The organism is Massilia sp. Leaf139 (assembly GCF_001424165.1).
Lineage (GTDB): Bacteria > Pseudomonadota > Gammaproteobacteria > Burkholderiales > Burkholderiaceae_D > Telluria.
The window spans coordinates 437,055-450,568 of the sequence record NZ_LMOJ01000001.1 but is presented as its reverse complement, the minus strand read 5'-3'; the positions used below and the strand labels follow the sequence as shown (position 1 = coordinate 450,568).

Below are 13,514 nucleotides of genomic sequence, written 5' to 3'. Positions count from 1 at the left end.
ACGCCGGGACGGGAAAGTGGAGGAAAAAGGAGCGGCTCATCGGGCTGGCGAGTATGCACGCTGCGCCGCCAATATGCAACGAGCGTGCAACGAGCGGCCCCCGCTCCACAGCCCGAGTGCCCGGATCCGGACACCTCTGCCCGCAGGCGGGCACGGTGCGCGCCGTCATTCCCTTCTCCACGGGGCAAACGGGGCTGGCACGGCGCTTGCAATAGAGACAGCGAGACCTATTACAAGACCCACAGCCCGACGATCATGGATCAAGCCCTCGACCCCGCCTACCTGCAACACCGCCGCCGCATCCACCTGCTGCTTGCCGCCCTCCTCGTCTCGAGCCTGGCCGGCGCGGCCTGGGGCGTGAACCGCGTGCTGCGTCCCAGCGTGGACGGCGCCGACATCAGCGTCGCCGCCGTGCGCCGCGGCGACGTCGCCAACACCGTCAACGCCGCCGGCATCGTCATCCCGGTGCACGAGGAAGTCGTGGCCAGCCCTGCCGCCAGCCGCGTGGCGAAAGTGCACGCCAAGCCGGGCCAGCAAGTGAAGGCGGGCGAGCTGCTGCTCGAACTCGACGACCGCGAGATCCGCCTGGCGCTGGAGCGCCTGCAGGAACAGCTGGCCCAGCAGGAGAACCGCGTCCAGGCGCTGGCCCTCGAACTCGACGGAAAGCGCAAGGGGCTCACCAGCAGCATCGAGCTGCTCGAACTCGACCTGCTGTCGGCGCGCGCCCGCCACGAACGCAACCAGAAGCTGCGCGTGAGCGGCCTGGTCTCGGGCGAAGACCTGCTGGCGGCGGAGCTGAACGTCAAGCGCACCGAGATCCAGCTGCGCCAGCACCGCGAACAGATCGCCGATGCGCGCCGCGCCACCAGCGGCAGCGTCGATGCCGCCAACCTGCAAAAGGCGATCCTGCACAAGCAGATCGCGCAGCAGGAACGCCTGCTGGCCCAGGCCCGCGTGACGGCGCCCTTTTCCGGCATGCTCACCTTCCTGGCGCAGGAAGAAGGCGCCAGCGTCGGCGCCGGCCAGCTGCTGGCGCGCGTCTCGGAACTGAACAACTACCGGGTCGAGGCCACCCTGTCGGACTTCCATGCGCGCCTGCTCGCGCCCGGCCAGCAAGTGCGGGTTGAACAGAACGGCGAGCGCCTGGCCGGCACCGTCCACACCATCCTGCCCGAGATCCAGAACGGCACGGTGAAACTGCTGGTCGACCTGGCGCAGCCGCACAACCCGCTCCTGCGCAACAAGATGCGGGTCGACGTGAACATCGTCACCGCACAAAAGAACGGCGTGCTGGTGCTGGACGCGGGCGCCGCCTTCAACGGCAGCGGGCGCCAGGAAGCCTTTGCCGTGGCCGACGGCGTGGCCACCCGGCGCATCCTGGAACTGGGCAGCAGCGACGGCAAGCTGGTCGAAGTGGTCGCCGGCGCACGCCCGGGCGAGCGCTTCATCGTCTCCGACATCAAGGCTTTCGCCCAGCAAGACAATATCCGCATCACCGACTAAAACACACACTGAGACCGCCATGATCCGACTGAGCAAAGTAAGCAAGACCTACCGCACCGACAAGGTGGAAACCCTGGCCCTGAAGGACGTCGACCTGCACGTCAAAAAGGGCGAGTTCGTCGCCATGATGGGCCCCAGCGGCTGCGGCAAGAGCACCCTGCTCAACCTGATCGGCCTGCTCGACCGGCCCGGCCAGGGCAGCATCGAAGTCGAGGGTATCCCGATCACGCGCTACCGCGACAAGCAGGTCGCCAGCCTGCGCAACAGCACCTTCGGCTTCATCTTCCAGAGCTTCCACCTGATCCCGGATCTGCGCGTGATCGACAACGTCGAGCTGCCGCTCCTGTACCGCAAGATGGCGGCCGGCGAACGGCGCCGCCTGGCGCGCGAGGCGCTCGAAAAAGTGGGCCTGGGCGCGCGCATGGACCACTTCCCGAACCAGCTTTCGGGCGGCCAGCAGCAGCGCGTGGCGATCGCGCGCGCCATCGTCGGCCAGCCGCAGGTGCTGCTCGCCGACGAGCCGACCGGCAATCTCGACAGCAAGATGGGCGAGGAAGTGATGGACATCCTGCTGAAGCTGAACGCCGAGGGCACGACGGTGGTGATGGTCACCCACGACGAACGCGAGGCGCGCCGCACCAGCCGCATCGTGCGCGTGTTCGACGGCCAGCTGGTCGCCTGAGGAGAGACCATGTTCCGCAACTACCTCGTCACCGCATGGAAGGTCTTCATGCGCCGCAAACTCTTCACCGCCATCAACCTGCTCTGCATCGTGCTCACCCTGGTGGTGCTGATGGTGATCGCCTCGCTGCTGGAGACGGCCTTCCGTCCTTCCGGCGTCGAAGGCAAGAGCGACCGCTTCCTGCAAGTGGCCATGGTGCGCATGGACAGCCCGAGCGGCGACAGCCGCAGCCGCACCGCGCCCGGCTTCAAGCTGATCGACAAATACCTGAAACCGCTGCCGGGGGTCGAGCGCGTCGCCGCCGTCACCGTGCCGACCTCGGTTTCGGTCTACCAGGGCGCGACCGTAAGCGAACTGGAGATGCGCCGCGCCGACGCCGATTACTGGAAGGTGCTCGACTTCCGCCTGCTCGCCGGACGCTTCCCCACCGTCGAGGACGACGCGCGTGGACGCATGATCGCGGTGCTCAATGCCAGCAGCGCGCGGCGCCTGTTCCCCGGCACCCCGCAAGCGGCGATTGGCCAGCGCATCGACGTCGCCGGCCAGAGCTTCGAGGTCGTCGGCGTGGTCGAGGATGCGATGCACGTGAACGCCTTCGCCGACATCTGGGCGCCGATCTCCACCTATGCCTCGAGCGACTACCGCAACCAGCTGACCGGCCTGTTCACGGCGCTGGTGCTGGCCGAACGCGCCGAGGATCTGCCGCGCATCCAGCGCCAGGTGGCGCAGATCGCCAAGGGGGTCGTCCACGACGACCCCAAGCAGTGGAAGACGATCTACTTCTGGGCCGACAGCAAGCTCGATCTGTTCGCGCGCATTCTGACGGAAAGCGACGACGTACCCAACTCCGGCGCGGGCAAGCTGCTGGCCGGGATCGCAGTGGCGATGGTGCTTTTCATGCTGCTGCCGGCACTGAACCTGATCAATCTGAACACCGGCCGCATCCTCGAGCGGCGCTCGGAAATCGGCGTGCGCAAGGCCTTCGGCGCCACCAGCGGCCAGCTGGCGCTGCAGTTCGTGATCGAGAACGTGCTGCTCTGCCTCGCGGGCGGCCTGATCGCCCTCCTCGCCACCGCCGGCGTGCTGGCCTGGCTGGAAAGCGCCAACCTGATTCCCTACCTGCAGGTCGACCTGAACCTGGCCGTCTTCGGCTGGGGCATGCTGATCGCCACCGTCTTCGGCCTCGTCTCCGGCGTCCTGCCCGCCTGGAAGATGTCGCGCCTCGATCCCGTCCACGCCCTCAAGGGAGCCCTCTGATGTTCCGCCATTTGTTGAAACTGACCTGGAAGCGCAAGTCCAGGAACCTGATGCTGAGCCTCGAGATCCTGCTTGCATTCGCGATCGTATTCGCCGTCGCCGCCTTCGGCCTGCGCTACGCGCAGCTGTACCGCATGCCGCTCGGCTTCGACGGCACCGACGTCTGGTCGGTGACGGTGCTGGCCGGGGACAATGGCAAGAACGCCTTCGACGAGGCCGTCTACGACAGCCTGCGGCGTGGCCTCGCCGAGCTGCCGGAGGTGCGCGTGGTCGGTTTCGCCAGCTTCGAGCCGTATGCGATGTCGACCATCTCCAGCGACCTGCGGCGCGATGGCGCCAGCCCCCAGGTGCATACCGAGCTGCTCGACGCCGACGACCGCCTGGCCGAGGTGCTGGGCCTGACGCTGGTGGAAGGCCGCTGGTTTTCGCCGCTCGACAACGGCAGCGCGCACCGTCCCACCGTCATCAACCGGCGCATGGCCGAGGCCATGTTTCCGGGCGAGCACGCGGTCGGCAAGCAATTCATCGACGGCGAAGGCCCGAAAACGGTGGAGACCTACCGCGTGGTCGGCGTGGTCGACGAGTACCGCGCCAAGGGCGAGCTGGCGGCGCCAGTCAACTTCGCCTTTACCCGTCTCCAGCCCGGCAAGCACGACCGCGACGCGCGCACCATCGTGTTGAAGGTAAACCCCGGCACGACGCGTGCATTCGAACGGCGCCTGAACGCGCGCCTGAAACTGATCCGCAACGACTGGTCGTTCCAGATCGCGCCCTTGTCGAGCGCGCGCAGCCTGGCGCTCAAGACGCGCACCGTGCCGCTGATCGTGGTCGGCGTGATCGCCGGCTTCATGCTGCTGATGGTCGCCTTCGGCCTGTTCGGCGCGCTATGGCAGAACACCACCCAGCGCATTCCCGAGATCGGCCTGCGCCGCGCGATCGGCGCCAGCGCCGCCGACATCTATCGCCAGATCGTCGCCGAACAGTTCATGCTCAGCTCGATCGCCATCGTCCTCGGCCTGGCGCTGCTGGTGCAGCTGCCCCTGACCGGCGCGCTCGGCGAAAGCCTGAACTGGACGGTCTTTGCCGGGGCCGCGGCACTGTCGATGGCCGTGATCTATCTGCTATCCTTGCTGTGCGCGGTCTATCCGGGCTGGCGCGCCAGCCGCCTCTCGCCGACCGAAGCGCTGCATTACGAATAGCCTCCCTACAAAGACACACAAGACACCCACGATGCAAGTATCGACATCTCCGCGCATCCTCGTTGTCGACGACGATGGCGCGGTCCTGGTCTCGCTGGCCCTGCTGCTCAAACAATCCGGTTTCGAACCGTTGCGCGCTGCCGGCGCGGCGCAAGCGCTCGACCTGCTGGCGCGCGAAGAAACCGAGGGGCGGCCCGTCGACCTGGTACTGCAGGACATGAACTTCTCGCTGCAGACCGGCGGCGAGGAAGGCCTGGCCCTGCTGGCGCAAGTACGCGAACGCCATCCCGCCCTGCCCGTGCTGCTGATGACGGCCTGGGGCTCGATCGGGCTGGCGGTGGCCGGCATCAAGGCCGGCGCCGCCAACTTCTTCACCAAGCCCTGGGACAACGCCCAGCTGGTCGAACTGGTGCGCGCCACGCTGGACTTGAGCGCTCCGGCCAGCGGGCCGAGTGCATCATCACGGCGCGCGCTCGACGAGCAGTTCGACTTCCGCGACATCGTCGGCGAGCACCCGAAGCTGCTGCGCGTGCTGGCCACCATCGGCCAGGTCGCGCGCACGCGCGCGCCGGTGCTGATCCTGGGCGAGAGCGGCACCGGCAAGGAGCTGGTGGCCGATGCGATCCACCGCAACAGCCCGCGCGTGGAAAAACCGATCGTCAAGATCAACATGGGCGCGATCACCTCGACCTTGTTCGAGAGCGAACTGTTCGGCCACGTGCGCGGCGCCTTCACCGATGCGCGCGCCGACCGCAAGGGCCATGTAGCCGCGGCCGAGGGCGGCACCCTGTTCCTCGACGAGATCGGCGAACTCAATCGCGGGGACCAGGTAAAACTCCTGCGCGTGCTGCAGGACGGACGCTACCAGCCGGTCGGCGCCAGTCACAGCGAACAGGCCGACGTGCGCGTGGTCTCGGCCACCAACCGCGAGCTGGCCGAGCTGGTGGCCGCCGGCGAATTTCGCGAAGACCTGTTCTACCGCCTGAACCTGATCACGATCCGCCTGCCGCCGCTGCGCGAGCGGCGGGGCGACATCCCGCTGCTGGCGCGCCATATCGTCGCGAAAGTCGCTGCCAGCTACGGGTTGGGCGAGGTGTCGCTCAGCGGCGGCGCGCTCGACTGGCTCTCCAGCCAGGCCTGGCCGGGCAACATCCGCCAGCTGCGGCAGACGCTGGAGCGCACCCTGCTGCTGGTCGACAAGATCCAGCTGACCCAGGCCGACTTCATCAGCGCCGGCCAGCTCGACGAGGCCGCCGGCGGCGCGCGCCTCGGCGTGGACGGCATGACGCTGGAGCAGGTCGAACGCCACATGATCGAACAGGCGCTGGCCCAGCACACGGGCAACATCTCGCGCGTGGCCAAGACGCTGGGCCTGTCGCGCACCGCGCTGTACCGGCGCCTGGAGCGCCATGGCCTTGGGGACAGCGATGGAGACGCCGGAGACGCCACGTGAAGCTGGCGCGCCGGCTGGGCGCCTACATCGTCGCCCTGCACCTGGCGCCCTTCGCCTGCGCCTTCCTGCTGCTGCCCGAACGCCCCCTGCTCTTCGTCGGGGCCGAACTGGCGCTGCTGGCCAGCCTCGCCATCGGCTGGCGCCTGGCGCGCCATGCCCTCGAACCGCTCGACTACACGCGCCGCTTCCACGACCTGCTCCAGGACCAGCACTACGCGAACCGGCTGGCGCCGCCCGCCTCGGGCGAACTGGGCGAGCTGGTCGCGATGTTCAACACCATGCTCGCCGCCCTGCACCGCGAACGTCTGATGGTCGGCGAGCAGCAGGGCCTGCTCGACCGCCTTCTCGAAGCGACGCCGAGCGCGGTGCTGGTCTTCGACTTCGACGGCGCCGTCAGCCTGGTCAACGCCAGCGCCTCGCGGCTGCTGGGAGTGGAACGCCCGCAAGGCCAGCCGCTGGCGCACTGGCTGAAGGCGTGGCCGGCCGCGGACACGGGCCGCGAGGCCGACCGCGCGCGCGACATGATCGCCCAGCTCGACACGCTGGTTCCGGGCGAGAGCCGCCTGCTGACCGACCTCGATGGCCGCCGCTACCGCGCCCAGCGCGGCCAGTTCTACGACCGCGGCTTCGCGCGCCACTTCCTGATGGTCGAGGAACTGACGGCCGAACTGGAAGACTCGGAGCGCGCCACCTACGCCAAGCTGGTGCGGGTGCTGGCGCATGAGGTCAACAACACGGTGGCCGCCACCTGCTCGGTACTCGACTCGCTGCTGTTCTACCGCGGCCAGCTGGCGGCAGCGGACGCCGGCGACTTCTCTACCGCCATCGACGCCGTCAAGCGGCGCAACGTCAGCCTGGGCGAATTCATCGACCGATTTACAAGGGTGGTGAAAATGCCCGAGCCGGAGCTGCGCCCGGCTAGCCTGCGCGCGATCGTCGACGACATTTTATGGCTCAACCGCGAGGCCTGCGCCGCGCGCGGCATCGCGCTCGGCTGGCGCCGCTGCGACGAGATCGGCATGACCCCGATGGACGCCCAGCTGATCGAACAGGCGCTGCTCAACGTGGTCAAGAACGCGATCGAGGCGGTGGACGCGCGCCAGGCGCAGGGTGTGGCCGGCGGCCACGTGCAGGTGTCGCTCGAGAACCGGGACGGCGCGGTGCTGCTGTCAGTGTCCGACTCGGCCGACCTGCTGGGCGAAGTCGCGCCGCGCCAGCTGTTCACGCCCTTCTTCACCACCAAGCGTGGCGGCCAGGGCATCGGCCTGATGTTCGTGCGCGAGGTGCTGAACCGGCATGGGTTCGCGTATACGCTCGCGGCGACCGGGGACGGCGAGACGCGCTTCGAGATCCGCTTCGCGTAGCGTGGGCGGGAGCCCCGTCCACCCTACAAAAAAAGCCGCGGCCGGGTTTCCCCGGCTGCGGCTTTATCAAGGTAGTGCGCTTACTTCTTCTTCGGATACTTGATCGTCATTTCCTTGAGCAGGTTGTCGGCATGGTCGACTTCCTTCATCACCCACAGCATGTAGCGGATATCGACGTGGATTGCGCGCGTGATGGCCGTGTCGAAGTACCAGTCCTTGGTGATCGACTCGTAGGTCGAATCGAAGTTCAGGCCCACCAGTTCGCCGCGCTTGTTCATCACGGCCGAACCGGAATTGCCGCCGGTCGTGTCCGCGCTCGACAGGAAGTTCACCGGCACCGTATTGAGCACCGGATCCTTGAACACGCCATAACGCTTGGCGCGCACCGCTTCGGTCAGCGCAGCGGGTACCAGGAACGGATCCTTGTCGGTTGCCTTCTCGACGATGCCCTCGACGGTCGTGAACGGGCCCTTGACCAGGCCGTCGCGCGGTGCGTACGGCGAGACGGTGCCGTAAGTCACGCGCAGCGTCGAGTTGGCGTCCGGGTAGACCGGCTTGCCCTGCGACTTGCGGTAGGCGATCACGGCCGCCATGTACTGCGGAATGGTGCGATCGAGGTTGCCGTCGACTTCCTTGCGGCGCTCTTCCAGGTTTTTGGCTACATCGTTCAGGCGCACGGCCAGCACGATGAATGGGTCGCTCGATTTTTCGAAGGCTGCGGCATCCTTGCCGATCCAGGCCAGGCGCTTGTTGGTGTCACCCAGTTCGGTACCCATGTAGAGCGCATCGAGGCTGCTCGGCGCCGGTGCGAGCGCATCCAGGCCCTGCGGACGCAGCTTCATGTCGATCTTGGCATAGCGGTTCAGGGCAGCGGCATAGCGTGCCTGGTCGACCTTCGGCACGAAGGACTGCTCCAGGCGGGTCAGGCGTGCCTTGATGAAGGAGAGGTCGCGTTCCTGGTAGCCGCTCTCGCGCTGGGCGTCCGGCTTCTGGCGTTCCTGCGCAAGGCGGTACAGGGTGCGCGCGCTTTTCAGCAGGTCGCTGTGGGTCGCCTCGGCATAGGCGCCCTCTTCGCGCGAGAGCGCCATGTCGGCGGCGATCACGGCGTCCAGGTTCGCCAGCAGGGTCGCGTCCTTGCCGTTCTTCGCATACCAGGCGCGGAACTCGGCGTCCTGCACGTCCTTGATGGCGGCGATGTCCTTGCGCGCGAAGCCGTCGAGCAGGCCCTGGCTCTTCTTCAAAACGTTGTTCAAACTCTTGGCCACGCTGGCGTAGCGCACGTCCCAGGCGGCATTGCCCTTGGTGGCCTGGGCGATGACGTCGAGGTCGGCGGTGATGGTGGCGGCCTTGCCCGGCAGGTCGACGTCGCGCGCGAAGCGCACTTCGGACGGCAGCTTGTAGCGGCTGGTGCGGCCCGGATAGCCGGCCAGCAGGATCGGGTCGCCGTTCTTCAGGCCTTCGGCCGAGACAACCAGGAAGTCCTTCGATTTATACGGCACGTTGTTCGGCGACGGGTCGGCCGGACGGCCGTCCGGGCCGACGTAGGCGCGCAGGAAGCTGTAGTCGCCGGTCTGGCGCGGCCACTCGTAGTTGTCGATGTCGCCGCCGAAGTTGCCGATCTTGTCGGACGGCGCGTAGACCAGGCGCACGTCGCGGATCATCAGCTGGCGGATGCGGTAGTACTCGAGGCCGCGGTGGAAGGCCGGCACCGAGCAGCGGTAGGCCTTGTCGCTCTCACACTCGGCGATCAGGGCTTTCACGCGCGCGGAGATCGCCTCGTTGCGCTGGCGGCCGGTCAAGTTCGGGCCCAGGTCTTTCAGCACGCGGTCGGTGACGTTCTCGACCTTCTCGGTCACGTAGACCAGGGTGTTCGGGCCGCCCGGCAGTTCCTCGGCGCGGGTCTTGGCCAGGAAGCCGTCGACGATGTAGTTCTTTTCCGGGGTGGCGTTGCGCTGGATGGCGCCGTAGGCGCAGTGGTGGTTGGTGACCACCAGGCCTTCGGGCGAGACGAAGGAGGCCGAGCAGCCGCCCAGCGACACGATGGCGCTCATCGGATGCTTCGACAGGTCGGCCAGCTTCTCGGCCGGCATCGTGATGCCGATGCGTTTGAGTTCGGATTTCAGCTGCGGCAGCTGGTGCGGCTGCCACTGGCCTTCGTCGGCCACGGCGTGGAACGCGACGCCCGCGAGGGCGACAGGAAGAACGATCGATTTGAACAAGGCAGTCCCCGGATGAGAAAAATTCAAGCGGGGAGTATAGCCCGGTTGCCAATGCCGGGACACCGATTTTTCGCCGTCAATACAGGCGCCGCGACGTTTGCGCTCGCATGCGCCGCGGCGGCTTCCGGCACGCAAGCGTCTGGGCGGCTAGAATGGTCGTTTTCCCCCGACAGGCCGCCAGAACCCATGGGACGCTTCGCCTCCTCCGTTTCCACCCTCATGCGCCGCCTCGCGCTCGACGCCTTCACCGTCGGCCTGATGCTGATGGTGCTGCTGGCCAGCCTGCTGCCGGCCAGTGGCCAGGCCGCCGCCGTCCTGGGCGACGTCACCACCGTCGCCATCGGCCTGCTGTTCTTCCTGCACGGCGCCAAGCTCTCGCGCGAAGCGCTGGTCGCGGGCCTGACCCACTGGCGCCTGCACCTGCTGGTCTTGGCCAGCACCTTCGTCATGTTTCCGCTCATGGGTTTGGCGATCGAACCCCTGGCGCTGATGGTGCTGACGCCCGAACTCACCATGGGCATCCTGTTCCTGTGCGTGCTGCCTTCCACCGTGCAGTCCTCGATCGCGTTTACCGCGCTGGCGCGCGGGAACGTGGCCGCCGCCGTGTGCAGCGCCTCGGCCTCGAACTTCCTCGGGATTTTTCTCACGCCCGTGCTGGTCGGGGCCCTGGTGCTGCAGGGCGCGCAGGCGGCCGGCGGCTCGGGGCTGGCCCAGATCTGGACGATCGTCGAACAGCTGCTGCTGCCGTTTATCGCCGGCCAGCTGCTGCGCCCCTGGATCGGCGCCTTTATCGACCGCCACAAGCCGGTGCTGCGCTATGTCGACCAGGGCTCGATCCTGCTCGTGGTCTACGCCGCCTTCAGCGAATCGGTCACCGAGGGCCTGTGGCAGCACATCTCGGCCACGACCTTGATCGCGCTGATCGTGCTGTCCTGCGTGATGCTGGCGATCGCCCTCGGCCTGGCCGCCTGGACGAGCCGGCGCCTGGGCTTCTCGAAGGAAGACGAGATCACGATCGTGTTCTGCGGCTCGAAAAAGAGCCTGGCCAGCGGCGTGCCGATGGCCAAGGTGCTGTTCGCGCCCTCGGCGCTGGGGATGATCATCCTGCCGCTGATGCTGTTCCACCAGATCCAGCTGATGGTGTGCGCGGTGCTGGCGCAGAAGTGGGCGCGGCGCGAAGAACGGGGCGAGGCGGTGCCGGCTGACGCCGGCTAGCGTCGAGCCGTGCGACCGAAAATCGGGTAATTGGGCACCATGAGCTGGCAGAAGGCCGGCAGGGCCAGAACCGACAACCCACGAAAGGCGAGCACGATGAATCCCACCAGCATGAGCACCAGCGCCCGCGTCGTCATCACCGGCGCCTCCAGCGGCATCGGCGCCGCGACCGCAATCGCTTTCGCTAGGGAGGGCGCGATGCTGGTGCTGGCCGCGCGCGGCAAGGAGGGGCTCGACGACGTCGCGCGCCAGTGCCGCGAAGCCGGCGGCAGCGCCGAGGTGCGCGTCGTCGACGTCACCGAGCCGCAAGCAGTCGCCGCCTTTGCGCTCGAGGCACAGGACATCCTGGGCGAGATCGACCTGTGGTTCAGCGACGTCGGCATCGGCGTGGTCGGCAAGTATGCCGAGGTGCCGCTGGAAGACCACCGGCGTGTGATCGAGGCCAACCTGCTCAGCCACATGCACGACGCGCATGCCGTGCTGCCCCTCTTCCAGCACCAGGGCCACGGCATCTGGGTGAACATGATTTCCTTCGGCGGCTTCGTCGCCTCGCCCTGGTCGGCGGCCTATGCGGCCAGCAAATTCGGCCTGCGCGGCTTCAGCGAAGCCCTGCGCGCCGAGCTGCACGACCAACCCAATATCCACATCTGCGACGTCTACCCGACGTTTGTCGACACGCCGGGCTTCAGGCACGCGGCCAACTACACGGGCGCGAAGCTGTCCTACCCGCCCGGCACGCTGGCGCCGGAAAAAGTCGCCGACGCCGTCGTCGCCCTTGCCCGGCATCCGCGCAACACGACCGTGATCGGCGCGCCCGCGGCCATGATGAAGATCAGCGAGCTGGCCGCTCCCCTCCCCGCGATGCTGCTGGGCCGCTTCATGGACGCCTGGTCGAAACGCGCCGACCGCACGGGCGACACCATCGGGGCGCTCTACGAACCGCAGCCCGGCGCGAGCGGCGTCCACAGCGGCCAATACCAGCCGCAGGAGCGCAACACCGCGCTGATGGTCGGCGCCGGCCTGGCCCTCGGTGTGCTCGGCTGGCAGCTGATGCGCCGGCGCGAGCAGTCGGACTGACCGCGCCGCTTGAAAGCGCCTGACAACATGTTCAGAGCAAGGCGCGGCGACGAAGGCAGTACGACTGTACGGCAAGGAGCTGCAACGCAGCTATGGACACGCGCGCGTAGCGGGCGTCGCTTTGTTTTGTTAGGCGCTTTAAGGCTGGGCGCCTGCCTGCCAGCCGCCGCCCAGCGACTGGATCAACGCCACCGCCACCGTCTGGCGGTCGCTCTGCACTTGTACCAGCGATCGGCGCGCGTTCAGGGCCGTGACCTGGGCCTGCACCACCTCGGTATAACCCACCTGCCCCGCGCGGTAGCGGTTCAGGATCTGCTGCTCGACCAGGTCGGCCGCCTCGGAGGCCTGGCGCCGCAACTCCTGCTGCTGAGTCAGCACGCGCGTGGCTGTCAGCTGGTCTTCGACGTCGGCAAAGGCGTTCAGCACCGTCTGCCGGTAGCGCGCCACCGCCGCCTGGTGGCGCGCCTCGGCCCCGGCGACGGCGGCGCGCGTGGCGCCGGCATTGAAGATGGACTGCGCCGCCGACAGCCCGAACGACCAGGCCGCGTTCGAGGCCGAGAACAGGTCGCCCACGCGGCTGCCGCCCGTGCCGAGCGAGCCTGACAGGCCGATGTTCGGGAAATAGGCCGCGCGCGCGATGCCGATCTCCGCGTTGGCAGCAGCCACGTCGCGCTCGGCGGCGGCAATGTCCGGACGGCGCTGCAGCAGCGTCGCCGGCACGCCGACCGGAACATCGGGCACCTTCACCGTCCATTCGGCGCGCGGCGCCAGCGCGAATTCGCTCGGCGCCTTGCCGACCAAAATCGCGATCGCATGCTCGAACTGGGCGCGCTGGCGCGCCAGCGTCAAGGCGTCGCTGCGCGCGCTGGCGAGCTGGGTTTGCGCCTGCAGCACGTCGGTGCGGGCGGCGATGCCGACATTGAAGCGGTTCTGCGTGATCTGCAGCTCGCGCTCGTAACCGGCGATGGTGCGTTCCAGCAGCGCGCGCTGGGCGTCGAGCGCGCGGATGGTGAAATAGTTCGACGCCAGTTCGCCCTGGGCCGACAGCCGGGCGCTGGCCAGATCGGCGGCGCTGGCCTCCGCCCCCGCCTGGGCACTGGTAACGCCGGCGCGCAGGCGGCCCCAGACATCGGGTTCCCAGCTGCCGCCCAGGTTCAGGCGATAACTGTTGTCGGCGCCCTGCGAACGTACGCCGGCGCGTTCGCCCGAGAGGCCGAGCGACACCGTCGGGAACAGCGCCGCACGCTGCTGGGCCACGGCGGCGCGCGCCTGTGCGTAGTTGGCGATGGCTGCCGCCACGTTCTGGTTCGAGACCTCGACGCCGGCGACGAGCGCGTCGAGCTCAGTGTCGCCGAACAGCTGCCAGCAGGGCCCGCGTTCGAGCGCGTCGGCCGGCGCCGCCGGCACCCAGCCTTCGAGCTCCTTGAATGCGGTCGATGGGGGTGCCTCCGGACGCACGTAGGCGGGGCCGACCGCGCAGCCGGCGAGGCCGAGCGCGAGGATCAGCAGGGTCGGTCGGAAGGTCTTCGTTTTCTGCATACAAAT

10 protein-coding genes are annotated in these 13,514 nt (G+C 68.0%); 8 read left to right on the top strand and 2 right to left on the bottom strand.

The annotated features are described in order from the left end of the window. Positions 1–255: 255 nt before the first annotated feature. From ASF77_RS02000 to ASF77_RS01975, 6 genes are read left to right on the top strand one after another with little or no spacing between them, the layout of a single operon-like run. A complete protein-coding gene (locus tag ASF77_RS02000) occupies positions 256–1,503 on the top strand; it encodes an efflux RND transporter periplasmic adaptor subunit (RefSeq protein ID WP_056333680.1) in 1,248 nt (415 codons plus the stop codon). 19 nt (positions 1,504–1,522) lie between these two features. Then, positions 1,523–2,185 (top strand): ABC transporter ATP-binding protein, encoded by a 663-nt coding sequence (locus ASF77_RS01995; protein ID WP_056333677.1) that lies wholly within the window; start codon positions 1,523–1,525, stop codon positions 2,183–2,185. A gap of 9 nt (positions 2,186–2,194) precedes the next feature. Beyond that, positions 2,195–3,442: an ABC transporter permease gene (locus ASF77_RS01990; RefSeq protein ID WP_056333675.1), complete on the top strand. Its 1,248-nt coding sequence runs from the start codon at positions 2,195–2,197 to the stop codon at positions 3,440–3,442. Continuing rightward, positions 3,442–4,641 (top strand): ABC transporter permease, encoded by a 1,200-nt coding sequence (locus ASF77_RS01985; protein ID WP_056333672.1) that lies wholly within the window; start codon positions 3,442–3,444, stop codon positions 4,639–4,641. The genes ASF77_RS01990 and ASF77_RS01985 overlap by 1 nt, the downstream gene beginning before the upstream one ends. 31 nt (positions 4,642–4,672) lie before the next feature. Beyond that, positions 4,673–6,094, top strand: coding sequence for a sigma-54 dependent transcriptional regulator (locus ASF77_RS01980; protein ID WP_056333669.1), 1,422 nt, complete (start codon positions 4,673–4,675; stop codon positions 6,092–6,094). Then, positions 6,091–7,458, top strand: a complete 1,368-nt coding sequence (locus tag ASF77_RS01975; RefSeq protein ID WP_056333664.1) for a PAS domain-containing sensor histidine kinase — start codon at positions 6,091–6,093, stop codon at positions 7,456–7,458. Before ASF77_RS01980 ends, ASF77_RS01975 begins: the two co-directional genes overlap by 4 nt. Positions 7,459–7,538: 80 nt before the next feature. On the opposite strand, the gene ASF77_RS01970 is transcribed toward ASF77_RS01975, so the two are convergent. Then, positions 7,539–9,677 (bottom strand): S46 family peptidase, encoded by a 2,139-nt coding sequence (locus ASF77_RS01970; RefSeq protein ID WP_056333661.1) that lies wholly within the window; start codon positions 9,675–9,677, stop codon positions 7,539–7,541. Positions 9,678–9,863: 186 nt separating this feature from the next. On the opposite strand from ASF77_RS01970, the gene ASF77_RS01965 reads away from it, so the two are divergent. Both ASF77_RS01965 and ASF77_RS01960 read left to right on the top strand, forming a co-directional pair. Next, on the top strand, positions 9,864–10,892 hold the full coding sequence (locus ASF77_RS01965) for a bile acid:sodium symporter family protein (protein WP_082493501.1): 1,029 nt from the start codon (positions 9,864–9,866) through the stop codon (positions 10,890–10,892). Positions 10,893–10,988: 96 nt separating this feature from the next. Next, positions 10,989–11,969 (top strand): SDR family oxidoreductase, encoded by a 981-nt coding sequence (locus tag ASF77_RS01960; RefSeq protein ID WP_056333658.1) that lies wholly within the window; start codon positions 10,989–10,991, stop codon positions 11,967–11,969. A 138-nt stretch (positions 11,970–12,107) separates the two neighbouring features. Here ASF77_RS01960 and ASF77_RS01955 read toward each other — a convergent pair whose 3' ends face one another. Next, positions 12,108–13,508 (bottom strand): efflux transporter outer membrane subunit, encoded by a 1,401-nt coding sequence (locus tag ASF77_RS01955; RefSeq protein WP_056333655.1) that lies wholly within the window; start codon positions 13,506–13,508, stop codon positions 12,108–12,110. Positions 13,509–13,514 lie beyond the last annotated feature (6 nt).